At 56.0% G+C, this 24,554-nt stretch carries 22 protein-coding genes; 8 read left to right on the plus strand and 14 right to left on the minus strand.

All coding sequences use genetic code 11. The features are described 5' to 3' along the window. Positions 1 to 41 precede the first annotated feature (41 nt). A complete protein-coding gene (locus IM314_RS00510; RefSeq protein ID WP_193358327.1) occupies positions 42 to 1,022 on the plus strand; it encodes an MBL fold metallo-hydrolase in 981 nt (326 codons plus the stop codon). A gap of 15 nt (positions 1,023 to 1,037) precedes the next feature. Continuing rightward, complete coding sequence (locus IM314_RS00515) at positions 1,038 to 1,892, plus strand: alpha/beta fold hydrolase (RefSeq protein ID WP_193358326.1); 855 nt, start codon at positions 1,038 to 1,040, stop codon at positions 1,890 to 1,892. Between the two features lie 38 nt (positions 1,893 to 1,930). On the opposite strand, the gene IM314_RS00520 is transcribed toward IM314_RS00515, so the two are convergent. Continuing rightward, positions 1,931 to 3,463, minus strand: a complete 1,533-nt coding sequence (locus IM314_RS00520; RefSeq protein ID WP_193358325.1) for a YdgA family protein — start codon at positions 3,461 to 3,463, stop codon at positions 1,931 to 1,933. Between the two features lie 99 nt (positions 3,464 to 3,562). After that, entirely contained in the window at positions 3,563 to 4,738 is a 1,176-nt protein-coding gene (manA, locus tag IM314_RS00525) for a mannose-6-phosphate isomerase (RefSeq protein WP_193358324.1), read from the minus strand. 199 nt (positions 4,739 to 4,937) lie between these two features. Between manA and fumA the strand changes: the two genes are divergently transcribed. Both fumA and fumC read left to right on the plus strand, forming a co-directional pair. After that, on the plus strand, positions 4,938 to 6,584 hold the full coding sequence (gene fumA / locus IM314_RS00530) for a class I fumarate hydratase FumA (RefSeq protein WP_193358323.1): 1,647 nt from the start codon (positions 4,938 to 4,940) through the stop codon (positions 6,582 to 6,584). A gap of 137 nt (positions 6,585 to 6,721) precedes the next feature. Continuing rightward, the gene (gene fumC, locus IM314_RS00535) at positions 6,722 to 8,116 is read left to right on the plus strand and encodes a class II fumarate hydratase (protein WP_193358322.1); all 1,395 of its coding nucleotides are present in this window, start codon (positions 6,722 to 6,724) and stop codon (positions 8,114 to 8,116) included. Here the strand turns inward: fumC and tus are convergent, their stop codons facing one another. From tus to rstA, 4 genes are all read right to left on the minus strand, one after another. After that, positions 8,117 to 9,046 carry a DNA replication terminus site-binding protein gene (gene tus / locus IM314_RS00540; RefSeq protein WP_193358321.1) on the minus strand — a complete coding sequence of 310 codons (930 nt, stop codon included), beginning with the start codon at positions 9,044 to 9,046 and terminating at the stop codon, positions 8,117 to 8,119. 73 nt (positions 9,047 to 9,119) lie between these two features. Continuing rightward, complete coding sequence (gene rstB, locus IM314_RS00545; RefSeq protein WP_047365357.1) at positions 9,120 to 10,418, minus strand: two-component system sensor histidine kinase RstB; 1,299 nt, start codon at positions 10,416 to 10,418, stop codon at positions 9,120 to 9,122. 75 nt (positions 10,419 to 10,493) lie between these two features. After that, on the minus strand, positions 10,494 to 10,754 hold the full coding sequence (locus IM314_RS00550) for a hypothetical protein (RefSeq protein WP_047365355.1): 261 nt from the start codon (positions 10,752 to 10,754) through the stop codon (positions 10,494 to 10,496). A 227-nt stretch (positions 10,755 to 10,981) separates the two neighbouring features. Then, the gene (gene rstA, locus IM314_RS00555; protein WP_028012938.1) at positions 10,982 to 11,698 is read right to left on the minus strand and encodes a two-component system response regulator RstA; all 717 of its coding nucleotides are present in this window, start codon (positions 11,696 to 11,698) and stop codon (positions 10,982 to 10,984) included. A gap of 128 nt (positions 11,699 to 11,826) precedes the next feature. Between rstA and IM314_RS00560 the strand changes: the two genes are divergently transcribed. Further along, positions 11,827 to 12,162 (plus strand): GlpM family protein, encoded by a 336-nt coding sequence (locus IM314_RS00560; protein WP_014883596.1) that lies wholly within the window; start codon positions 11,827 to 11,829, stop codon positions 12,160 to 12,162. On the opposite strand, the gene folM is transcribed toward IM314_RS00560, so the two are convergent. The 3 genes from folM to ydgH all read right to left on the minus strand — a co-directional run bounded on the left by folM (position 12,159) and on the right by ydgH (position 15,432). Next, positions 12,159 to 12,881: a dihydromonapterin reductase gene (folM, locus tag IM314_RS00565; protein WP_041910292.1), complete on the minus strand. Its 723-nt coding sequence runs from the start codon at positions 12,879 to 12,881 to the stop codon at positions 12,159 to 12,161. The two genes, IM314_RS00560 and folM, sit on opposite strands and share 4 nt — an antisense overlap. A 39-nt stretch (positions 12,882 to 12,920) precedes the next feature. Beyond that, a complete protein-coding gene (locus IM314_RS00570; protein ID WP_193358320.1) occupies positions 12,921 to 14,303 on the minus strand; it encodes an amino acid permease in 1,383 nt (460 codons plus the stop codon). A gap of 184 nt (positions 14,304 to 14,487) precedes the next feature. Further along, positions 14,488 to 15,432, minus strand: coding sequence for a DUF1471 family protein YdgH (ydgH, locus tag IM314_RS00575; protein WP_028012941.1), 945 nt, complete (start codon positions 15,430 to 15,432; stop codon positions 14,488 to 14,490). 535 nt (positions 15,433 to 15,967) lie between these two features. On the opposite strand from ydgH, the gene pntA reads away from it, so the two are divergent. The 3 genes from pntA (at position 15,968) to IM314_RS00590 (ending at position 20,112) form a co-directional block, all read left to right on the plus strand. Next, complete coding sequence (gene pntA / locus IM314_RS00580) at positions 15,968 to 17,497, plus strand: Re/Si-specific NAD(P)(+) transhydrogenase subunit alpha (protein ID WP_047365354.1); 1,530 nt, start codon at positions 15,968 to 15,970, stop codon at positions 17,495 to 17,497. A gap of 10 nt (positions 17,498 to 17,507) precedes the next feature. After that, positions 17,508 to 18,896, plus strand: a complete 1,389-nt coding sequence (pntB, locus tag IM314_RS00585; protein ID WP_013096868.1) for a Re/Si-specific NAD(P)(+) transhydrogenase subunit beta — start codon at positions 17,508 to 17,510, stop codon at positions 18,894 to 18,896. A 106-nt stretch (positions 18,897 to 19,002) separates the two neighbouring features. Continuing rightward, a complete protein-coding gene (locus IM314_RS00590; RefSeq protein ID WP_041910286.1) occupies positions 19,003 to 20,112 on the plus strand; it encodes a mechanosensitive ion channel family protein in 1,110 nt (369 codons plus the stop codon). A 40-nt stretch (positions 20,113 to 20,152) separates the two neighbouring features. On the opposite strand, the gene uspE is transcribed toward IM314_RS00590, so the two are convergent. The 5 genes from uspE to abgT all read right to left on the minus strand — a co-directional run bounded on the left by uspE (position 20,153) and on the right by abgT (position 24,530). Next, positions 20,153 to 21,103, minus strand: a complete 951-nt coding sequence (gene uspE, locus IM314_RS00595; protein WP_028012944.1) for a universal stress protein UspE — start codon at positions 21,101 to 21,103, stop codon at positions 20,153 to 20,155. A 109-nt stretch (positions 21,104 to 21,212) separates the two neighbouring features. Next, positions 21,213 to 21,365, minus strand: coding sequence for a hypothetical protein (locus IM314_RS00600; protein WP_223239597.1), 153 nt, complete (start codon positions 21,363 to 21,365; stop codon positions 21,213 to 21,215). A 176-nt stretch (positions 21,366 to 21,541) separates the two neighbouring features. Further along, positions 21,542 to 22,294, minus strand: a complete 753-nt coding sequence (gene fnr / locus IM314_RS00605; protein ID WP_006174991.1) for a fumarate/nitrate reduction transcriptional regulator Fnr — start codon at positions 22,292 to 22,294, stop codon at positions 21,542 to 21,544. Positions 22,295 to 22,477: 183 nt separating this feature from the next. Continuing rightward, a complete protein-coding gene (gene ogt / locus IM314_RS00610; RefSeq protein WP_028012946.1) occupies positions 22,478 to 22,993 on the minus strand; it encodes a methylated-DNA--[protein]-cysteine S-methyltransferase in 516 nt (171 codons plus the stop codon). A gap of 10 nt (positions 22,994 to 23,003) precedes the next feature. After that, complete coding sequence (gene abgT / locus IM314_RS00615) at positions 23,004 to 24,530, minus strand: p-aminobenzoyl-glutamate transporter (protein ID WP_048999464.1); 1,527 nt, start codon at positions 24,528 to 24,530, stop codon at positions 23,004 to 23,006. Between the last annotated feature and the right edge of the window lie 24 nt (positions 24,531 to 24,554).

The raw sequence follows: 24,554 nt of genomic DNA on the forward strand, positions 1-24,554 counted from the left end.
TAGTCTCTTCACAACCTGAAAAATATCAATCTGGAGTGAAGATGAAAAAGTTGAAAACGGTTCTGGCATTCAGCAGCCTGTTACTGGTAAGTGCCGCCTGGGCTGACGCACCTGCACAGGTGAAGCAGCAGGTCCCAGGCTATTATCGTCTGGCGGTAGGGGAATATGAGGTCACGGCGCTGTTCGACGGCTATAACGACCTTTCGCCGTCATTACTCCACGGTCTTTCAGACGACAAGGTTTGTAAACTGCTGGCTCAGCATAAAATCGATGCCGACCGCATGCCGACCGCCTTTAACGCTTTCCTGGTTAATACCGGTAAACATCTGGTCATGATTGACAGCGGAGCGGGGCACTGCGTGCCGGAAACGGCCGGCCAGCTGGTTAACAATATGAAAGCATCAGGCTATCGTCCCGAGCAGGTTGATACCATTTTCCTGACGCATCTTCATCTTGATCATGTTTGTGGCCTGAGCGATGCGAACGGTAAAGCGTTGTTCCCCAATGCCACCGTCTACGTACCGCAGGGGGAGGCCGACTACTGGCTTGATCCTGCAAAAGAAGCGAGCGCGCCGGCTAATGCGAAAGAGTATTTTGCTATCGCCCGAAAAGCATTGTCTGATTATAAAGCCTCCGGACATCTTAAAACCTTCGTTCCGCCAGCTTCGCCGATCCCGGAAGTCCAGACGGCCTATGCCGTTGGCCATACGCCCGGCAGTACCGTTTATCGCTTTGCGTCGCAGGGGACGGCTATTAACTTCATTGGGGATCTGATTCATGCGCCAGCCGTCCAGTTCCCACATCCTGAAGTGTCTATTCGCTTTGATGTCGATTCGAAAAAAGCCATCTCGTCCCGGGCGCAGGAATTTAACGCCCTGGCGAAAGACGGCGAGTGGATGGCCGCTGCGCATCTGCCTTTCCCCGGTATTGGGCATATCACCGCCTGGCAGCAGGGCTATAGCTGGAACCCTGTAAATTACGGTCCTTATCAACGTGCGGCCAACGTGCCTCTGCTGAAATAAAGTGAGGTTATGAATATGAAAAGTTACACCGTAACGGCAAACGGCATTCGCCAGTTTGTGGCTGAAGAGGGTGAAGGCGCGCCGGTTATTCTTCTGCACGGTTTTCCTGAAACAAACTATGCCTGGCGCTACCAGATACCTGTATTGTCCCGGCACTACCGCGTCATCGCGCCGGATTTGCGAGGATATGGCGAAACGGATAAACCGGCTTCTGGCTATGATAAACGGAACATGGCCCGGGATATCCGGGAGCTAATGCGTGCGCTGGGGTTACAGAAGGTGGTGCTGGTGGGGCACGATCGCGGGGCGCGCGTCGCGACGCGGTTCGCAAAAGATTACCCTGAGCTGGTGGATCGTCTGGTGGTCATGGATAACGTGCCAACGCGTATCGTGGCGCGCGATTTGAATGCGTCCATCGCCCGCGCATACTGGTTCTTCCTGTTCCATCTTGTGCCCGATCTGCCGGAAGCGCTGATTGCAGGACGTGAAAATATCTGGCTGCGCCACTTTTTCTCGGACTGGACCTACGATCCGTCAACCATCAGCGGCGAGGCGTTTGACACCTATGTTCGCGCGTATCAGGCGCCCGGAGCCGTGCGAGGCGCGATGGCTGACTATCGCGCCAACGCGGAAGACGTGGCGCAGGATCTTGCCGACGCTGACGTGAAAATCGCCTGTCCGGTAATGTCGCTGTGGGGCAATGATTTTCACGCGGTCGGCAAGCTCTTCGATATGCAAAGCGTCTGGGCTGAAATGGCGGATAACCTGCGGGCGCAGGGTATCGACGAGTGCGGCCATCTTCCTCAGGAGGAACAGCCTGAGAAAGTTAACGCCTTGCTGCTGGATTTCCTGGAGGGATGGAAAGGATAAGGGCAATAAAAAACCCCTCTTGCGAGGGGTTTTGACGTTTACTGCTGCGGTGCCGCCGGTACGGCTGGCGCTGCGGGTTCAGCCGGTTCCGGCATTCCCAGCGTCGGCATACCAAACATGCCAACAAACTCTTCCAGCGGCATTTTGTCGCCGTTCAGCGTTACCTGGCCGTTGGCATATTGCAGGCTGGTGGAAATGGTGTTGTCTTCTACTTTGGTGATGCGGAACATCTGACCCATCGCCGCCAGACCTTTTACCTGCTGGTTCGCCAGCTTGCCGGCATCTTCATCGCCGTAGCCTTCCAGCTTCGCAATCTGGGTCATAAACTCGGTCGCCATATCCATCGGGATGGTCAGCTTGCTGTCGAGCGACTTCACGCTGCGATCCACTTCCTGCGCCAGAGTCTGCGGTTCACCCGTGGCGGCTGCAGGATCTTTCAGGAACAGCGACAGGTTAAAGCTGGTTTCGCCTTTGCTGTTTTTCCAGCTCAGCGGCGCAACGGTGACCACCGGCTGGCCTTTCAGCAGGATTGGCAGGTTATTGAACAGCACCGCCATCGCCTGCTGCTGGTACACTTCCGGGTTCTGCTGCAGCGCGGCGTCGGTCAGCAGCGCCTGGCTCTCTTTGCTGTATTTCTGGCTAAATTCGTGCCATGCCTGGCCGTCGATATTGCCGATCTTCAGCGACAGCTTGCCGGTGCCCAGATCCTGATTCTGCACTTTCAGGCTCTTCAGCGTGTAATCCAGATGGGTATTGATACTCTTACCGTCTTTGGATACGTCGGATTGACCGTTAACGTCCATGCCTTCCAGCACGGCCATCTCTTTTCCTTCAATTGCGATAGCAATTTTATCCACGGAGAGCTTCTGATCGCCGATACGCTCTTTAAAGTCGGTCATACGGCTGTTGCCGTCGGCTTTCAGGTTGTTGAAGGTGAGCTGAACTTTTTGGTTATATTCGTTCACGGCGTTGACCAGGCCGCTTTCCGCTTCACCCGTCATGGAGAAGACGTTGCCGTCCCGATCCGCATCAAGTTTGAAATGGCCACCGCTGAAGGCGACTTTTTCGTTCTCTTTCTCGTAGTTCAGCGGTTTCAGCGCGATATCAGAACTGGTATCACCGGAGTAGCTAATACGGGTGTTAATGTCGAAAGGTGATTCATTCTTCGCCAGGTCAAACAGCGGTTTGGTGACGTCGTTATTCACCAGTACGGTATGAACGGACGCCATGGACGGGATCAGGTTAAACGACTTTAGCTGCGCCAGCGGCAGCGGACCGTGGCTTACCACTTCATCCAGCACCACGCTCTGTCCCGGCTTCAGCCAGCCGTTTGCCGCACCGGCCACCGGCTTCACCACCAGCTGCATGCGGCTGGTGAACACGCCGCGCTGATAGTTCTGGTAGCTCAGCTCCAGACCCGCCTCCGGCGCGCTGCGCTTAATTTCTCCGTTAGCCTGCGCCACCATCTCAGCCAGACGGCCTTCCAGCTGTTTCCCGGTAAACCAGGAGGCACCCGTCCAGACCACGCCTAACGCTACAATCACTCCAACCGCTACGACCGATTTTTTCATTGCGACTATCCCTAAAATGAAACCAGGCGGTAAAAACCGCCCGGAGATATTAAGCCTTCAACTAGCTTAGCAAGAGTTGTTAAAAAATTCAGTAAGTGGTTAAAGCTTATTGAAAACGCGCGCCAGGCGACCGGTGCCGCTTACGCTGACCGGGGACTCATTGGCTGCAACGAATGCTGACTCGCCAGGCTGAAGAACCAGACGCTGCTCGCCTTTGCGCAGCGTTGCTTCGCCCTCGACGCAGAACAGGATCGCCGCGCTCTCCTGTGCGATTGTCGTTTCCGTCTGATTGAGGTCGTGCAGGGAGAACGCAAAATCCTCAACCGGAATCGGGAAGTCCAGCTGTGCACCGTTTTTCACCGGCTGAGTCAGCAGCTCCGCGGCAGGCTTCGCCACAAACTTCACGTTGGCAACCAGCTCAGGGATGTCGATATATTTCGGCGTCAGGCCCGCGCGCAACACGTTGTCAGAGTTGGCCATCACCTCCAGCGCTACGCCCTGCAGGTAGGCGTGCGGGGTTTCCGCGAACAGGAACATCGCTTCGCCCGGGTTCAGCTTCACCACGTTCAGCAGCAGAGGGGAGAACAGGCCGCTGTCGTCAGGGTAAAACTCGGAAATCAGGCGGATGGTCTCCCACGGTTCCCCTTGCTGGCTGTTCAGGGCCGCTTTCAGCACCGCCAGCGCGTGAGATTTCTCTTCACCCTGCATATTCAGCAGGCTGGCAAACAGCTGGCTGAGCGCGTCCGCGTTTGGGTTTTCGAGGAAGTGGGCAATAGCCTTGTTGGCACCCGCGACCGGCTGCAGCAGGGAGATAATCTCTGAAAACTCGCGGAACGCGTTCATCGCCAGGAACGGGGTCAGCGCGAACACCAGCTCCGGCTTGTGGTTTGGATCTTTGTAGTTACGCTCGGCGGCATCCAGCGGGATGCCCGCCGCGTTCTCTTTGGCAAAGCCGATTTCAGACGCTTTCTTGTTCGGGTGAACCTGGATGGAGAGCGGCTGGTCGGCGCACAGCACCTTAAACAGGAACGGCAGTTCGCCAAAGCGCTGAGCCACCTTGTCGCCCAGCAGTGCGGCTTTATCGGCATCAATCACGTCACGCAGGCTGCGTACCTGGCCGCTGGCGTCTTCAATTTTTGAGCTGCTCTTCGGGTGCGCCCCCATCCATAGTTCCGCCATCGGCAGGTTGTTCGGGTTCGCGATACCGTAGAGATCCGTTAACGCAGTTTTACTTCCCCAGGCGTAGTTTTGCACTGAGTTAATGAGTTTTTGCATTATCAAGCCCTGATTCAAATGTGGAATTAACTCCGGGTATTAAAGCAATAAACTACGTGGAAGTAACCTGTGGATGTAAAAAGTCGTACTAGTCTCAGTTTTTGTTAAAAAATTGTGTAGGATAAGCTGACTCGCTTTTAAGCCGGGCAGCGGAACATCTGCCCTGAATAAACAGACCGAAGCAGTAAGTGAGAGAACAATGTCGAATAAACCCTTCCATTATCAGGATCCTTTCCCCCTCAGTAAGGATCAGACCGAGTATTACCTGTTAACCCGCGATCACGTCTCCGTCTCTGAGTTTGAAGGACAAGAGATCCTCAAGGTGGATCCGCAGGCGCTGACGCTGCTGGCGCAGCACGCTTTCCACGATGCCTCCTTTATGCTCCGCCCCGCGCATCAGCAGCAGGTTGCCGATATTCTGAGCGACCCGGAAGCCAGCGAAAACGACAAGTACGTTGCCCTGCAGTTCCTGCGTAACTCCGATATCGCGGCGAAAGGCATTCTGCCCACCTGCCAGGACACCGGCACGGCGATCATCGTCGGTAAAAAAGGCCAGCGCGTCTGGACCGGCGGCGGTGACGAAGCGGCGCTGGCTCAGGGCGTCTACAACACCTACACCGAAGACAACCTGCGCTACTCGCAAAACGCGGCGCTGGATATGTACAAAGAGGTCAACACCGGCACTAACCTGCCTGCACAGATTGACCTCTACAGCGTTGACGGTGACGAGTACAAATTCCTCTGCATCGCCAAAGGCGGCGGTTCAGCCAACAAAACCTATCTCTACCAGGAAACCAAAGCGCTGCTCACTCCGGGCAAGCTGAAAAATTACCTGGTTGAGAAGATGCGTACCCTCGGCACCGCGGCGTGCCCGCCGTACCATATCGCCTTCGTGATTGGCGGAACCTCAGCTGAAAGCACGCTGAAGACCGTCAAGCTGGCCTCGACCAAATACTACGACGGCCTGCCTACTGAAGGTAACGAGCACGGTCAGGCGTTCCGCGACGTGCAGCTTGAGCAGGAGCTGCTGGAAGAGGCGCGTAATCTGGGGCTCGGGGCGCAGTTTGGCGGTAAGTACTTCGCCCACGACGTGCGCGTGATCCGTCTTCCGCGTCACGGTGCATCCTGTCCGGTCGGGATGGGCGTCTCCTGCTCTGCGGATCGCAACATCAAGGCCAAGATCAACCGCGAAGGCGTGTGGATCGAAAAGCTGGAAAACAACCCGGGTAAATATATTCCGGAAGCGCTGCGCAAAGCGGGTGAGGGGGAAGCGGTTCGCGTTGACCTTAACCGTCCGATGAAAGAGATTCTGGCGCAGCTGTCTCAGTATCCGGTTTCGACCCGCCTGTCGCTGAACGGCACGATCATCGTGGGCCGCGACATTGCGCACGCGAAGCTGAAGGAGCGTCTGGACAACGGCGAAGGGCTGCCGCAGTACATTAAAGATCACCCGATCTACTACGCGGGCCCGGCGAAAACGCCTGAAGGCTATGCCTCCGGCTCGTTAGGCCCAACCACGGCAGGGCGTATGGACTCGTACGTTGATCAGCTGCAGGCCAACGGCGGCAGCATGATCATGCTCGCTAAAGGCAACCGCAGCCAGCAGGTGACGGACGCGTGCCACAAGCACGGCGGCTTCTACCTCGGCAGCATCGGCGGCCCGGCGGCGGTTCTGGCGCAGGGCAGCATCAAGAGCCTGGAGTGCGTGGAATACCCGGAGCTGGGTATGGAAGCGATCTGGAAAATCGAAGTGGAAGACTTCCCGGCGTTTATCCTGGTGGATGACAAAGGCAACGACTTCTTCAAGCAGATCCAGTCGTCCCAGTGTTCTGCGTGCGTGAAGTAAATTGAAAAAAACGGGTGGCGCCGCCGCCACCCGACATCAAAAAGAGCGCACAAAGCGCCATACCGTTTCTCAGAAGTCATCAATACTTATCCCTTAAGCATGTGAGCAATCCCTCTTTTGTTATCAAGGAGAAAGTAATGACCACGGTACGCCATGAGAAAGACTCGATGGGCGCCATCGACGTCCCGGCCAACAAGCTATGGGGCGCGCAAACCCAGCGTTCGCTGGAGCACTTCCGTATTTCGACCGAAAAAATGCCCGTCTCGCTGATTCAGGCGCTGGCGCTGACCAAACGCGCCGCCGCGAAAGTGAACCAGGATTTGGGCCTGCTGGACACCGATAAAGCCACCGCCATTATCAACGCCGCAGACGAAGTGCTGGCGGGCAAGCATCCTGACGAATTTCCCCTCGCTATCTGGCAGACCGGTTCCGGTACCCAGAGCAACATGAACATGAACGAAGTGCTGGCGAACCGGGCGAGCGAGCTGCTGGGCGGCGTGCGCGGCATGGAACGTAAGGTCCACCCGAACGATGACGTCAACAAAAGCCAGAGCTCTAACGACGTTTTCCCGACGGCGATGCACGTGGCGGCGGTAATCGCCATTCGCGAGCAGCTTATCCCGCAGCTCAACGTGCTCAAATCCACGCTTAACGAGAAAGCGCAGGCCTTCCGCGACATCGTCAAGATTGGCCGTACGCACCTGCAGGACGCCACGCCTTTGACGCTCGGCCAGGAGATTTCCGGCTGGGTGGCGATGCTGGAACACAATCTGAAGCATATCGAGAACAGCCTGCCGCACCTGGCGGAGCTGGCGCTCGGTGGGACGGCGGTCGGTACCGGGTTAAATACCCATCCAGAATACGCGGTGCGCGTGGCGGAGGAGCTTGCTGCCATCACCGGACAGCCGTTCGTCACGGCGCCCAATAAGTTCGAAGCGCTGGCGACCTGCGATGCGCTGGTCCACACCCATGGCGCGCTGAAGGGGCTGGCGGCCTCGCTGATGAAAATTGCTAACGACGTGCGCTGGCTGGCCTCGGGCCCGCGCTGCGGCATCGGTGAAATCAGCATCCCGGAAAACGAGCCGGGCAGCTCCATCATGCCGGGTAAAGTGAACCCGACCCAGTGCGAAGCCATGACCATGCTCTGCTGCCAGGTGATGGGCAACGACGTGGCCGTCAACATGGGCGGTGCGTCCGGCAACTTCGAGCTGAACGTCTATCGCCCGATGGTGATCCACAACGTGCTGCAATCTGTTCGTCTGCTGGCGGACGGGATGGAGAGCTTTAACGAGCATTGCGCGGTGGGGATTGAGCCCAATCGCGAACGCATCAGCCAGCTGCTCAATGAATCTCTGATGCTGGTCACCGCGCTCAATACCCATATTGGCTATGACAGGGCCGCCGAGATCGCCAAAAAAGCGCATAAAGAGGGGCTGACGCTGAAAGCCTCCGCATTGGCGCTGGGCTATCTCACGGAGGCGGAGTTTGACGCCTGGGTTCGGCCGGAAGCGATGGTCGGCAGCCTGAAATAATCATCCCGCCACGTACAGGTGCAGCCGAGGAATAATCAGCTGTAGCGGCTGCGCCTGAGGTCTGTAACGGTGCTGAACATTGTCAGCATCGTAATTCAGCAGTTCCCCGATATCGGGTACCACCGCGCCCTGATCGGCATCGTAAAGCGCAATCAGCGGCGTCGGGCAGGCATACTGTACCTGCTTTTGCTGACCGGAATACCAGACGCGAGCGATAGGCTGCACCTTCACCGGGCGCTTTATCTTCAGGCGCGCATCCACCGGCAGCGAGGCGATGCTGTGGTACTCCTGCTCCAGGCGCTCAATCCACTGCTCCCGCGACCATGGCGCGACGGTGCGCGGCGTCTTCAGGCTTTTTTCCAGCTGGGCCAGAATCTCATCCCGGGTGAAGTTTTTAATGATGTGCTTATTCGCCCAGCCGAAGCGCAGCGTAGCGGGGTGACGCAGTACCGTCAGCGTCCGATAGGCATTCAGGGTAATCAGCCCCGGAAGCTGGCGGTGCACCCACTCAAACCGCGCGGCAGGGGCGAGGCCGGACTCTTCGGTGATGATCTTTTCAAAGGCCGCTTTCAGGGTGTTGATATGCGCAATATGGCTTTCCAGCGCTTCGCGCGATGTCGCATCGGTTTGCAGGCAGATGACCCCCGGCAGGCGCACGGCGGCCTTGCTGCTGCGGTTTTCTGACTGCTGCTGGATAAACAGGCGACGATAGTGTTTTAGCGCCAGCTCAAGGGCCGCGCTGCCGATGTGCTGTTCGACCTCGATGGTGTCCAGCGGATCGTGCTCGGCTCCCTTAGCCACTTCCGGCAGGGTAAAGACGCGCGCGGCCAGCAGGCGACAGGCCTGCAAACGCTCGGTCAGGGTCAGGAGTTCGTGTTCTATTTCCCGAAACGTGCCGTTAAGCCGTTCGATGAGATCGTAGTTCGCCATAAACACTCTCATTAGTTACAACATACTTATCATATAGCACAGCACGCCGGGTCAGGCCAGCGTGCGGTTGAGGTCAGGCAGGGACGGGAAGGGCGATGTTATGGTACACCGGCCAGCTAAAGCAGAAGCGCGCGCCGCCGAGCTCGCTCTCCTCGCAGTGTACCGTGCCGCCCATCGCCTGCGCGATAGAGTGGACAATCGCCAGCCCCAGGCCGCATCCGCCGGTGGCGCGATCGCGGCTGGGATCGAGGCGGACAAACGGTTCAAACACGGTTTCTCGCGCTTCGGGGGAAATTCCCGGTCCGTCGTCCTCCACCGTCAGGCTGGCCCGGTTGCCCTGCAAATCCAGGGCAATCTGGAGCGTACTTTCGCTGTAGCGCATGGCGTTGTTCATCAGGTTGTCCAGCACGCGCTCCATCAGGCGCATATCGAGCGCGCCGTAGTCACCCGGCGTGACGCGCGTCAACAGCGTGCGCTGCGGGTTTACGCTCTGAACGTCATCAATGTGGGTTTGCAGCCAGGCGGGCAGATCCGGCGTGGTGAGGTTCAGCTCGTTTTGCGGGCGGTCGAGACGCGCGTAGGTCAGCAGCTCCTCAATCAGCGCTTCAAGCTGGCCAATGTCGCGGTTAAGCGCCTGATTCTCTGCCTCGGTCAGATTCTCGCTCATCTCCAGACGGTAGCGCAGGCGAACCAGCGGCGTGCGCAGCTCGTGCGCAATTCCGTCGATCAGCTGCTTCTTACTGGCGATCAGGGCGTTGATGTTATCGGCCATCTGGTTAAAGGCCACGCCCAGACGCTCGAAGCTGGAACCGCTGTCGAAGTGAATGCGTTCGGTAAAATGCCCCTCGCCAAAACGCTGCGCGGCAGATTCCAGCTTCAGCATGTCCTGCCAGTGGGGCCGCATCCAGATAAAGACCGGAAATGCGAGCGAAATGGCGATAAAGGCCATCAGCGCCATGTCCAGCAGGCGCATCTGGTGCAGATAATAGAGATAGGGCACCGGCCCGACGGCCAGCACATAATGGCTGCGCGGAATGCGCTGGATAAACGTGTATTTCTCATCCAGCGCGACGATGTCACCGTCGCGCAGACGCTGCATGGCGGGCGGATCCAGCTCAAAATCTTTTAACGGCTCAATGCGTAAATCGAATGACAGATTGAGATCCAGCTCTTTCAGGGTTTTCGCCCAGTCGTGTGGCGGGATCTCTCTTAGCTCGCTGCGCATCAAATAGAGCGAGCTTTTCATCAGATCGTCCAGCGACTGCCGGCCCGCACGTTCGGCGGTGAATTTATAAACCAGGCCGACCAGCATGGTCATCACCAGGAAGCAGACAAACAGTAAAAGATAAAACTGCACAAACAGCTTTTTCATTGGATCTCACCGAAGAAACGCTTTGTGCAGAATATACATGAAATCCCATCGATATTTTCATGTCTGTGAAGCGCGTTACATGGCATTCGCGCTGTTTTTTACCCTGCCGATGAGTGTTTCCGTTATGGCCAGACCTTCCGCAATGTGCGGATCGATCACGGCAGTCCCAAATTCGTTAATCAAATCCAGGAGTATTTCGTAAAACTGGATGAGTTCAAGGAGGTCAATGAGCGCTTTTTGATCGGCACGTGAGGGTGAGGCATGGCTAGCTGCTGCCTGATTAACTATCCATTCAAGATTGGTTTTAATGGCTTCTACTTCAGAGTAGCTATACATATCTCATAGGCTTAAATCCTCATTTCAAGATTTCATGGGAGAGAATGTGCTGAAAAGGTGTGGGCTTATAGCCGGCCCGGCGCGACTTAAAGGAGATAACGTGTGAATAATAATTATGGATAAGTTCGCGCGCTTATCAAGTTAACTGTTGCGCAAACGTGAAAATTAACGCGCGAAAGAAAGGGCTTAGACGCCTGATGCCTTCATTTCGCGCATGTTATCTTTTATCAGGTTTCCCAGGCGTGTGGGGCAAACAGATAACCCTTGTTACGCACGGTTTTAATGCGGTAGGGCTCGGTGGCGTTATCCTGCAGTTTTTTGCGTAATCGCGAAATCGCCACATCAACGCTGCGATCCATACCGTCATAGCTCACGCCACGGAGGTTTTTCAGCAGCGCGTCGCGGTCCATGATTTGCCCGGCATGCGTGGCCAGCTCCCACAGCAGGTCAAAGTCTGCGGTAGAAAGGGCGATAAGCTCGCCGGAAAGCAGGACCTGGCGGTTAACCGGGTCAATAGACAGCGTACCGAAGCGCAACGCTTTGTGCGGCGTCAGGGACGGCGCGGGCGCTTCGCGTTCGATGCTGGCGTGCTGGCGCAAATGCAGGCGCAGGCGGGCCAGCAGGACGGCAGGCGGTGTGGTTTTCAGAATGTAATCATTGGCGCCCATCTCCAGCGACAGAATATGGTTCATATCGCTGTCCAGTGAGGTAAGCAGAACGATAGGACCGTCCCAGCGGGCGCGCAGGTCCCGGCAGAGCGTCATGCCGTCTTTGCCTGGCAGCATGATGTCCAGCAGCACTAAATCCGGGTTTTCACGGACGACCACCTCTTCGGCACGATCGCCGCGAGGCTCGACAATGACGTCCATATCATGTTTACCCAGATAGGCGGCGATCAATTGCCCGACTTCGGGTTCGTCTTCAACATATACAATCTTATTCATACAGCGTCTGTTTTCGTGAAAAAAGCCAAAATACACCGCGGAACCTTAACCTTCCATTAATCTTTCAAAATTAACGCCGCTTCCGTTATTCTGACGTTTCTTGTTATTTGATTGTTATAGGAAAAAATATGGGGCTGGTTATCAAAGCCGCGCTGGGGGCGCTGGTGGTGTTACTGATTGGCATTCTGGCAAAAACCAAAAACTATTATATTGCCGGGCTGATCCCGCTATTCCCGACCTTTGCGCTGATTGCCCACTATATTGTGGCCTCTGAGCGGGGTACGGAAGCGCTACGCACGACCATCGTGTTTGGCATGTGGTCAATCATTCCGTACTTTCTCTACCTGCTTTCCCTGTGGTATTTCACCGGTTTTCTGCGGCTTCCCCTGGCGCTGGGCGGGGCAGTGGTCTGCTGGGGGCTCAGCGCCTGGGTGTTAATCTTCTTCTGGAGCCGCTTTCACTAGCGCAGCGGGCGACCGCCGTCCACGGCAAAGGTTCTGCCGGTGACGTAGCAGCTGGTGAGCAGATAATCTACAAGGTCGATCACCTCTTTCTCGCCTGGGGCAATTTTCATCAGCGACTTATTCAGCGCCTGCTGGCGGTATTCCGCATCATCGTGTTCGTTAAACAAAATCATCGCCGGGGCGATGGCGTTCACCTTTACCTCGGGCGCGAGCTTGCGGGCAAAGGAGCGCGTCATGTTATCCAGCGCGGCTTTGCTGGCCGCGTAGGCGATATGCTTGTCGCTGCCGCGCTCCACCACATAATCGGTAAAGTGAATAATGTCGCCCGCCGCATGCCCGTGGCCGCGCAGCAGATCCTGCAGCGCGTGGTTAAGCAGATAAGGGGCGTTAACGTGGATCTGCAGCATGGCGGAGAGCGTATCGCTGAGGGACGTGCCGGGCTTCTCGGCACACCATGCGCTGGCGTTATGGATCACGGCGCGCAACCCCGTCGCGGTGGATTTAACCTGTTCGGCAAAGGCCAGAATGCCTTCGTCGGTGGAAAAATCAGCCTGAATGCAGATCGCTCCGGCTTTGCGCAGCCCCTCAATCGACGGGTATTCCGTACGGTAGCTGACAATGACCGGATGGCGAAGGTTGAGAAAGTGATGGGCGAGGGCGAGGCCGATACGGCGGCCTCCACCGGTGATCAGTATTGGGCGAAGCGGTGCATTTCCCATCGTATTCTCCTTTACAGTTCAACAATGGGAAAGACAGTGCTATCCCATTAACATCCAGGTTGCCGGTACGGCAGCAACCAGTAACAGCCCGATTAAGGCCATTTCACGGCGTTTCAGCGCGTTCTCCAGCTGATGCGTGCGGCGGGCATAGATAAACACCAGCAGACCCGGCGCATACAGCACAACCGACAGCAGCAGATGCATCGGCCCGGAAGCATACAACAACCACAGGCCGTAAATACAGGCCCCTACGCCCACAACATAGTGCGCCGGACGCGTGGCGATTTTTAACAAATACGCACCCACTAAGAAATAGGGTACCAGAATCATCTCCGAGGCGATGGTCAGCAGGGTGTTATAGTCTGAACCTGTGAGCCAGATCAGCACCAGACAGACCTGAACGCTGATGTTGGTCAGCCAGAGTGAGGCTGATGGCGCATTATTTTGGTTTTGACGAGCAAACAGGCGGGGAAACGCCTTGTGCGTAGCGGCCAGAAACGGCACTTCAGCCGCCATGATGGTCCAGCTCAGATAAGCGCCGCAGACGGAGACGATCAGCCCTGCGGCAATCACCACGTCGCCCCACGGGCCGAGCATTTTCACCATCAGGCCTGCCATGGACGGGTTACGCATTTCGGCCAGTTCAGGACGCGCCACCACGCCCAGCGACAGCAGGGTCACCAGCAGATACACGCCCAGCGCTGCCAGGACGGCCAGCAGCGTGGCGCGTCCCACATCGCGCTTATTACGCGCGCGGGCAGAAACCACGACGGCACCCTCAACGCCGATAAATACCCACAGGGTAATCAGCATCGTGTTTTTCACCTGCTCCCAGACCGGAACGCCCAGCGCAATGCCGCTGAAATCAAGCGAAAACACGTCGAGACGAAACGCGATAAAGGCCAGCACGATAAACAGGCCAAGCGGCACCAGCTTCGCCAGCGTTGCCACCAGGTTGATGCTGGCGGCGGTCTGGACACCGCGCAAAATCAGCCAGTGAACAATCCACAGCAGCACCGAGGCGCCGACGATAGACTGCCAGGTATTACCGTCGCCAAACAGGCGCAGCTCAGGGGTATCGGAAAAGAAACTGAGCGCCGAGAAGACAATCACCAGATAAGAGACGTTGGCGATGACCGCGCACAGCCAGTAGCCCCAGGCGGAACAGAAGCCGATCAGCTCGCCGAAACCTTCACGTGCATAGGTGAAAATGCCGCCGTCCAGATCCGGGCGAATGCGCGTCAGCAATAGCATGGCAAACGCCAGCAGCAATATCCCGACACCGGTAATGCCCCAGCCAATGAGCAGGGCGGCAGGGCTTGCGACGGCCGCCATGTTCTGCGGTAAACTGAATACGCCCGCGCCCAGCATTGAGCTCAATACAAGTGCAGTTAAAGCACTCAGGCCAAGTTTCTTTTCCATTGGCTTCCTGTTATGAAAAGTCCCAATCCAGAATAATTATTTCGCTAAGGCGCATAAAAATGGTGGATCACACTAAGGCGCGGGATTTTACGGAGTGTAACGAAAGCATGCAATGATGTGTGGCAGATTTTCAAAAAAAGTAACAAAAAAGGCGGCATTGCGCCGCCTTTCTTCAACGGTTTTGTTACTTGTACAGATCGGCGCTGATGGTCACGTTGTTACCACGTTCCTGCCACTGGCGGGTGATGTGGTAATACTTCGCCCCTTTCTTCGCCGCACGCTTCGCGACCTGATAAGAGACTTCCGTCATATTGCCGTAGTTGCCGGTAAACTTGATGCTGTCGAACGGCACCATCTGCGCGGCAGTGGCTTTGTTCAGCTCTTCAATTTTGGTGCCGTCCGGCAGCGTCACGGAGTAACGGCCACCTTTCGTGGACTGCGTTTCAAAGAAACGGCCCACTTCAGCGCTTGGCGCCGCAGAGGTCGCTACGCCCGGAATTTCAACTTTCTTCGCTTCTTCGCCGCCTTTGGCTATCGCCGCGCGACCCGCTTCAGAATCCGCAGGGATGGCATCCGGGCTCTGCAGAACGCGTTTTTTCGCATCTTCTTTGTAGATGAATGCGGTAATGCGCTGGTTGCCGCCCTGGTTAGCATCCACCTGACGCACGATATAGAAAGAGTAGGCACCTTTCTCTTTCGCGGCTTTGGTGATGGCATCGTTCACTTCTGGCTGGCTGCGATAGAAGCCCTGAACGGTAACGGTGTCGTAAGGTTCCAGCTCAATGGCCTGATCTTTCGGCAGCTCAACGATACCGTTGATCACGCGATTTTTCGGCGCGTCAGCCTTTGGTGCATTATCTTTATACAGCGCAATGGTCACGCGCTGGTTACCGCTGTTGCCGTAATCGGACTGGTCAACTACGTAAAACGAGGCCGCCCCGTTTTTATCCGCGGCTTTTGATGCGGCGGCGACGGCATCGCCAATAGAATTATAACGACCCACAATGACCGTATGGTCAAAAGGTTTTAACGCTGCCGCTTGCTCTGGCGTTAACTCTGTTGCGGCATTCGCAGACAGGGCGGTCGCACAGAGAAGTGCGGACGCCAGGAGTGTGTTCTTAAGCTTCATAAAAATAATCCTTCGCCTTGCGCAAACCATGCACTGGTATTGTTGTTTATTTGAGACGGCCCCGATTATGGCATTTAAAACCCGTCGCTGTCTGCGCCATTTTTCACTGCCTGTGCTCACTCAATTACCGAATTCGATAACATTTAGTGATATGTTGAAAAAACAGGCGTTTGACAAGCAAAACTGATAAAGCATATGACTTTTACAAGTTAATTTAATGTTAATAACTTGTTCTCTTATGGCGCTATATCATGTTTTTACCGTTTCGCTTGCGCGATTTATCGGTTCTGGCGATGAATTTAAGGTAAATATCACTGTCAGTGACGCCGATCGCTTATTTTTCACAGATAAAGTAAGAAATAGTGTTTTCTGGCGGTAGATCACAAGCGCTATTTTCAGTAGGTTATAGACAGTTTGTTACTGTTTTATTTTGCGGGGTTACTCATTTCTCGTCGCTATCATGCTGGCGAAAATTGATACAAACCGCGGGCATTTATCGACAAACCATCATCAAAAACCGATGGAAGGGAAAACTATGCGTATTGGGGTACCAAAAGAACGGTTAGCCAATGAAACCCGCGTAGCGGCAACACCGAAAACGGTGGAGCAACTGCTTAAGCTGGGTTTTACCGTCGCGGTTGAAAGCGGCGCAGGCAAGCTGGCGAGTTTCGATGACGAAGCCTTTATTCAGGCTGGCGCGGAAGTGGTGGACAGTGCTGAAGTTTGGCAGTCGCCCGTGATTCTGAAGGTCAACGCGCCGGAAGAGAGTGAGATTGCGCTGCTGAATCCAGGCACCACGCTGGTGAGCTTCGTCTGGCCTGCACAAAATCCTGAACTGATGGAGAAGCTGGCGGCCCGTGGCGTGACCGTGATGGCGATGGACTCTGTGCCGCGTATTTCGCGCGCACAGTCGCTGGATGCGCTGAGCTCCATGGCAAACATTGCCGGCTACCGCGCCATTGTTGAAGCAGCCCACGAATTTGGACGCTTCTTTACCGGCCAGATCACCGCGGCGGGGAAAGTCCCACCGGCGAAAGTGATGGTGATTGGCGCGGGCGTGGCGGGTCTTGCCGCAATTGGTGCGGCAAACAGCCTGGGCGCTATCGTGCGCGCGTTCGACACCCGTCCCGAAGTGAAGGAACAGGTTCAGAGCATGGGGGCCGAATTCCTTGAGCTGGACTTTAAGGAAGAAGCGGGCAGCGGTGATGGTTACGCGAAGGTGATGTCCGAAGCCTTTATCAAAGCCGAAATGGAACTCTTCGCCGCGCAGGCGAAAGACGTCGACATTATTGTTACCACCGCGCTTATTCCGGGTAAACCGGCGCCGAAGCTGATCACCCGCGAGATGGTCGACTCCATGAAGCCGGGCAGCGTGATTGTCGACCTGGCGGCGCAAAACGGCGGTAACTGCGAGTATACCGTTGCCAATCAGGTGACCACGACCGCGAACGGCGTGAAGGTGATCGGCTATACCGACCTGCCTGGCCGCCTGCCAACCCAGTCGTCTCAGCTGTACGGCACCAACCTCGTTAACCTGCTGAAGCTGCTCTGCAAAGAGAAAGACGGCAACATCACCGTCGATTTTGACGATGTGGTGGTGCGCGGCGTCACCGTCGTTCGCGAAGGTGAAATTACCTGGCCTGCGCCGCCTATTCAGGTTTCAGCCCAGCCCCAGGCTGCGCCAAAAGCGGCACCCGAGCCAAAAGAACCGGCAAAACCGGCTTCTCCGTGGCGCAAATACGCCATCATGGCGCTGGTCATTATTCTGTTCGGCTGGCTGGCTGACGTCGCGCCGAAAGAGTTCCTCGGCCACTTTACCGTCTTCGCACTCTCGTGCGTTGTGGGTTACTACGTGGTGTGGAACGTCTCCCATGCGCTGCATACGCCGCTGATGTCGGTGACCAACGCTATCTCCGGGATCATCGTGGTAGGGGCGTTGCTGCAGATTGGACACGGCGGCTGGATCAGCTTCCTGAGCTTTATCGCGGTGCTGATCGCCAGTATCAATATTTTCGGTGGCTTCACCGTGACTCAGCGCATGCTGAAAATGTTTCGTAAAGGCTAAGGGGTAGCATATGTCTGGAGGATTAGTGACAGCCGCATACATTGTTGCTGCAATCCTGTTTATTTTCAGTCTGGCGGGGCTTTCCAAACACGAAACGTCTCAGCAGGGAAATAACTTTGGTATCGCCGGGATGGCGATTGCGCTGATTGCCACCATCTTCGGGCCGGATACCGGCAACGTGGCGTGGATCCTGGTGGCGATGATCATCGGCGGCGCGATTGGTATTCGCCTGGCGAAGCGCGTGGAAATGACCGAGATGCCGGAGCTGGTGGCGATTCTGCACAGCTTCGTGGGCCTGGCAGCGGTGCTGGTGGGCTTCAACAGCTACCTGTATCACGAACCGGGCATGGAGCCGATTCTGGTCAACATTCATCTGACCGAAGTGTTCCTCGGTATCTTCATCGGTGCAGTAACCTTCACCGGTTCTATCGTGGCGTTCGGCAAGCTGCGCGGTAAGATCTCTTCTAAACCGCTGATGCTGCCTAACCGTCACAAGCTGAACCTGGCGGCGCTGGTGGTGTCGTTTGTGCTCCTGGTGGTCTTCGTGCGTACCGAAAGCGTGGGCCTGCAGGTACTGGCGTTGCTGGTGATGACCATCATCGCGCTGGCGTTTGGCTGGCATCTGGTGGCGTCCATCGGCGGTGCGGATATGCCGGTGGTTGTCTCGATGCTGAACTCCTACTCCGGTTGGGCAGCGGCGGCTGCGGGCTTTATGCTGAGCAACGACCTGCTGATCGTCACCGGTGCGCTGGTCGGTTCTTCCGGTGCCATCCTGTCTTACATCATGTGTAAGGCGATGAACCGTTCGTTCATCAGCGTTATCGCCGGTGGCTTCGGTTCTGACGGTTCTTCTACCGGCTCTGACGAAGAAGTGGGTGAACACCGTGAGATCAGCGCGGAAGACACCGCGGAAATGCTGAAAAACTCGCATTCTGTGATCATCACCCCAGGCTACGGTATGGCGGTGGCGCAGGCGCAGTATCCGGTGGCGGAAATCACCGAGAAGCTGCGCGCGCGCGGTATCAAAGTTCGCTTTGGTATTCACCCTGTGGCCGGACGTCTGCCGGGCCACATGAACGTACTGCTGGCGGAAGCGAAGGTGCCATACGACATCGTGCTGGAGATGGACGAGATCAATGATGATTTCGCCGACACCGACACCGTGCTGGTTATTGGTGCTAACGACACCGTTAACCCGGCGGCACAGGACGATCCGCGTAGCCCAATCGCCGGGATGCCGGTTTTGGAAGTGTGGAAGGCGCAGAACGTCATTGTCTTCAAACGCTCGATGAACACCGGCTATGCTGGCGTGCAGAACCCGCTGTTCTTCAAAGAGAATACCCATATGCTGTTTGGCGACGCCAAAGCCAGCGTGGATGCGATTCTGAAAGCGCTGTAATTCGCTTCACCCTGACAAACCGCCTTTCGGGGCGGTTTTCCTATTTCTGCGGCCAGCGTTTCTCCTCTGTCTATACTTTACCCTTTGTGTAATACGAGGAGGTGTAATGCAATTTCTGTCCCGCTTCGACATCATCGCGCTGATGATGACGCCGACATTCTGGATAGGCGCCGCCACGGTTGTCTTTGTGACGCTGCTGGTGTACTGGCTGCTAACGCGCCTGATCGCATTCGTTAAGAAAGGCATCACCACCTGGGGCGATAAGCACCCGACCACCAACCGGATGCGTTTTATCCTGACCGATATGCTTAACCGCACCAGCCGATTCCTGCTGTTTGTGGTGGCGCTGCTCTTCAGCCTGCGTTTCGTTGACTTGCCGGATCATCTCTTTGGCACCGTGAGCCACGCCTGGTTTCTGGTTTTCGCCATCCAGGTGGCGCTGTGGATGGATCAGGGGGTGGTGTCGTGGCTTCGTCACGTCATGCTGGCGCCCGGAAGCCATAAAAACCCGGTCACGCTGGTGATCACGGGGCTTATTCTCCGTGCCATCGTCTGGTCAGTGATGCTGCTGTCTATCCTTGCTAACGCGGGCGTCAACATCACTGCTCTGGTTGCCAGCCTTGGGGTAGGGGGTATTGCCATCGCCCTCGCCGTACAAACGATCCTCAGCGATGTGTTTGCCTCGCTCTCTATCGGCTTTGATAAGCCGTTTGAAATTGGCGATTTTGTGGTGTTCAACGACGTGGCGGGGACGGTAGAGCACATTGGCCTGAAAACGACCCGTATCCGCAGCCTGAGCGGGGAGCAGATCGTCTGCGGTAACGCCATTTTGCTTCAGCAGACGCTTCACAACTACAAACGCATGCAGACGCGTCGCATCGTCTTTACCTTTGGCGTTGCCAGCGACACGCCGCCCGATAAGTTGCGCTACGTGGGGGATATGGTCAGGCAGATCATTACCGATGTCGGCGAGACAAAATTCGATCGTGCCCATTTTCTGGGATTTGACCGCGACCGCCTGACGTTCGAAGTCGTCCATATCGTTAATACCGCGGATTACAACAAATACATGGACATCCAGCAGGAGATCAATATCCGTATTCTTGAAGGGCTGAACGCCCAGGGGATTAAGCTGGCGCTGCCCAGCATGGTATTGCACGCGCCGTGGATGCAGGATGAGTCAGGTGAACAGCCGAAGCCGGTAATGGAGAGCTGATGAGAAAAGCCCGCCGGAGCGGCGGGCTTTGATGTTTACGTTAATCGTCTTCCGGGTCGTCCAGCTCAATCGGCGTCTGATACTCATCCGGCTTGATGACCAGCAGGTCGCAGCGCAGATGGTCGATCACCTGTTCGGCGGTATTGCCGAGGAAGGCAGCAGAGATACCGGTCCGGCCAATGGTGCCCAGCACCACAATCCCGGCCTGCAGATGTTCGGCTAAATCCGGGATCACCTCTTCAGGCAGCCCTTTTTCCACGTGCGTCATGTTCTCGTCAATGCTGAACTTCTGGCGCAGCGCTTTCATCGCCAGCAGGTGCTGACCGCGGATCGCGTCGTTATAGACGCTAGGGTCAAATTCCGGCAGCTCAATGGCGATATTGATCGGGGTAACCGGATAGGCGCCCACCAGATGCACTTCGGTATGGTTAACCTGATCGGCAAGCTGGATGGTCTCCTTCACCAGCTTCTCGTTGAGCGAATTGTGATAATCCTCTTCGCTCGCGAGATTCACCGCCACAACGGCTTTCCCGCCTTCAGGCCACGGCTGGTCTTTCACCATCCAGACCGGGCAAGGGCATTTACGCAACAGATGCCAGTCGGTCGGAGTGAAGATTACGGACTCCAGCTTGTCGTGCTGGTGCGCCATCTTCAGCAGCAGGTCGTGCCCACCGGCAACCACTTCCTGGATAATGGCCTCAAAAGGTCGGTTATGCCAGACCACTTTAATATCAATAGGCACTCCCGCTTCCAGGTAATACTTCGCCTGTTCACGGATCCACGCGGTACGCTGGCTGATGACGCCCTGACGCATAGCGGTGCGCTCGTCAGGCGACAGAAGGGTGGTCATCTCATACGAGAAGTCATAGATCGGCAAAAACGCTTTGATTTTGCCACCAATCCGTTGATGTAAATACACAGCACGTCGTAATGCCGGCTGATCGTCCTGATTCGGATCGATAGCTACCAGCATGTTTTGATACTTGGCCATACAGGTCTCCTTACTACTGTCACCACAGTCTGTAATTAAAAGAGTAACCTATATATCCTGAATGAAACAGAGGGGAGCTTTTGCCAGATCAATAATTCATGAAAATTTATCAGAGGAAAAGCACGGTGGATGTCACCGCGATAAACGCAATGAACAGCAGCACCATCACCGCTATCGCAAAGGTCGTGGAATCCTGAACGTAGGTTTTTTCCTCCCCCTTCATCGGACCAATAAGCATGATCCAGATGAATATAAAGGTCACTGAGGCGATCACGACTGAAACGAAAAACAAACTTTCTCTCAATTCATAACCTCAACGACAACCTTTCAGGCGCTGTGTGGGGACGTGCTACGGTGAAAATGTCTTAAAGCGGAAGCGATGATACCAGACCAATAAATTACTTGAATTTATCAGTCTGGTTATCAACATGCGGAGAGTTACGCCACGTTGCGGGCGTGTCCGGCAAGAACGGCCAGCGCTTCGCCGTTTTCGATAGTGATGTATTTACCCTTAACGGCCAGCATTCCGCTCTTCTGGAAACGACCCAGCAGACGGCTGATGGTTTCAACGGTCAGGCCCAGGTAGTTACCGATATCGCCACGGGTCATGGTCAGACGGAACTCACGCGGCGAGAAACCGCGCTCGGCGAAGCGGCGGGAGAGATTGTAGATAAACGCGGCCAGACGCTCTTCTGCGTTCTTTTTAGAAAGCAGCAGAATCATGTCCTGATCGCCTTTGATCTCACCGCTCATCAGACGCATCATCTGCTGACGCAGGTTAGGCATCTTACCGGACAGATCGTCCAGGGTTTCAAACGGAATTTCGCAAACCATTGAGGTTTCGAGTGCCTGAGCAAAGCTCGGGTGGTGACCAGTGCCGATGGCATCAAAGCCCACCAGATCGCCTGCCAGGTGGAAGCCGGTGATCTGCTCGTCACCCTGTTCGGTGATGGTGTAGCTCTTGATGGTGCCAGAGCGGATAGCATAGAGCGATTTCAGTTCGTCTCCCGCTTTAAACAGCGTCTGCCCTTTCTGAATCGGCTTTTTGCGCTCGATGATATTATCAAGCTGATCGAGTTCATGCTCATTCAGGGTAAACGGGATACAGAGCTGGCTGATGCTGCAATCCTGGCAATGGATAGCACAACCGCCAGACTGAATGCGTCGTATAATTCGCTTTTCCGGGATCATAGGTTTGCTCAAGCCTTAATTGATATTGGTCAATTTTAACATCTTTTTGGTAAGTACGTAAGCCTGACAAACCCTCAATAAGGACAAGAGACGGCAACGTGTTGCCATCTTCTTGAAATTCCACAGCTTGATTATGGATTTTTAGCCTAACCGATAGAAAATTAAGCACAAAAAGCCTGGGATCTACAGCAAGAGATACCCTTCGTGACGCAGTAACCACTCCTTGCGCTGCACGCCGCCGGCATAGCCGGTCATGGTGCCGTTACGGCCAATGACCCGATGGCAGGGCACCACAATGCTGACCGGATTAGAGCCATTGGCGGCACCCACCGCGCGTGCGGCGCCTGCGCGGCCTAGCTGCTCCGCGAGCTGGCCGTAATGCATGACCTGCCCGCACGGAATCGACCGCAGCGCCTGCCACACTTCGCGCTGAAAAGGGGTACCTGCCGTGGCGGTTGGCAGAGTGTCAATGATGCTGAGATCGCCTTCAAAATACGCCGCCAGCTTGTCGCTCAGCCCGCCCGGGTTGGTGGCGCTGATGCGTTCATAACCTTGTGCGCGGTAATGAATATCAAGCAGTTCCTCCATGCGGTCGCTGTGCTCTTCCCACTCAACGGCGCGCAGGCAGAACTGCTCGTCCGCGATCACCCACAGCGGCCCGAGCGGCGTCGCAATTTTATCTTCGAGTAATCTCAGCATTTTCAATCCTTTAATTTAGCCTAGGGTATATCCCCGGCCCAATTGGCAGGCCGACAAGATACCATGCCACCAGCATCACCAGCCATACCCCTAAAAAGATAAGCGGGTAGGGTAAAACCAGCGAATAGTAGGTACCCAGTCTGGCCTCGGGCTTATAGCGCTGCAGGAAACCTAAAAACAGCGGAACGAAAGGTGAGACGGGCGCCAGCGGGATCACCGAGGAGTCCGCGATGCGGAACAGGATCTGGGCAAACGCCGGGTGGAACCCGAGCATCATAAACATCGGCACGAAGATCGGCGCCAGAATTGACCAGATGGCGGAACCGCTGGCAATAAACATGCACAGCAGGGATGACAGCAGCGCCAGCCCGACAAACGCCGGTACGCCGCTTAATCCGGCAGCCTCCAGCGCGTCGGTCAGGCCCACGGCCATAAACTTTCCCATGTTGCTCCAGTTAAACATCGCCACGAACTGCGCCAGCGGGAATACCATCACGATAAAGCCCGCCATCTCTTTCATCGGCTCGATCATCAGCTGCGGCAGATCGCCCTGACGGCGGATTTTGCCGGTAGCGATTCCGTAGGCGAGCGAAACGACAAAGAAGAAGAGAATAATCAGCGGCACGATGCCCTGAATAAACGGCGACGGCAGGACGGTATGCTTAACCGGATCGCGCAGTATGCCGTTTTCCGGCACCACCATCAGCGCCACCAGCGCGATAAACGCCAGCGAGACCAGCCCGGCCACGCGCAGGCCGAAGCGCTGCTCTTTGCTCAGCGTCTCCAGCTTTTCATCGCTACGGCCTTCCCATTTGCCCAGACGCGGCTCGACGATCTTATCGGTAATCAGCCCGCCGACAATCGTCAGGACAATCACCGAGCTGGCCATAAAGTACCAGTTGTCGATCACGCTGACGTGCATGGCCGCATCAATGGTTTTCGCCGCCTCCGTGCTGATGCCCGAGAGCAGCACGTCGGTGGTGACGATCAGCAGGTTGGCGGTAAAGCCGCAGCCCACGCCCGCAATGGCCGACAGCAGACCCGCCACGGGATGGCGCCCGACGGCGAGGAAGATCAGCGCCCCCATCGGCGGCATAATCACCAACGCGGCATCGGATGAAATGTGGCTGAAGAAGGCAATAAACAGCACCATGTAGCTGGCATAGCGCGCGCTGACGTGGGACGCCATTTTTACCATCAGCGCGGGTAACAAGCCCACGCGTTCAGCCAGCCCGGCGCCCAGCACCAGCGCCAGAATGGCCCCCAGCGGAGCGAAACCGCTGAAGTTTTTGATCACGTTCGGTAAAAACCAGTGCAGCCCGTCAATGCTGAGCAGGTTTTTCACCGCCACCAGGCTGCCGTCTGCCGGGCTGCGCACGCTGACGTCAAAGGCCGAGAGCACGGCGGTGGCAACCATCAAAATCACAATCAGATAGATAAACAGCAGGAAAGGGTGCGGCACTTTATTGCCGATCCTTTCAACCCAGCCATAGAGCTTACCGGATGGGGAATGCGAAGGTATGGATGACATACTCATGGGCGTTCCTCGGGAGTGTTGTGT

It is taken from the genome of Enterobacter cloacae complex sp. P42RS (assembly GCF_014930595.1).
In the GTDB taxonomy this organism is placed as follows: domain Bacteria; phylum Pseudomonadota; class Gammaproteobacteria; order Enterobacterales; family Enterobacteriaceae; genus Enterobacter; species Enterobacter bugandensis.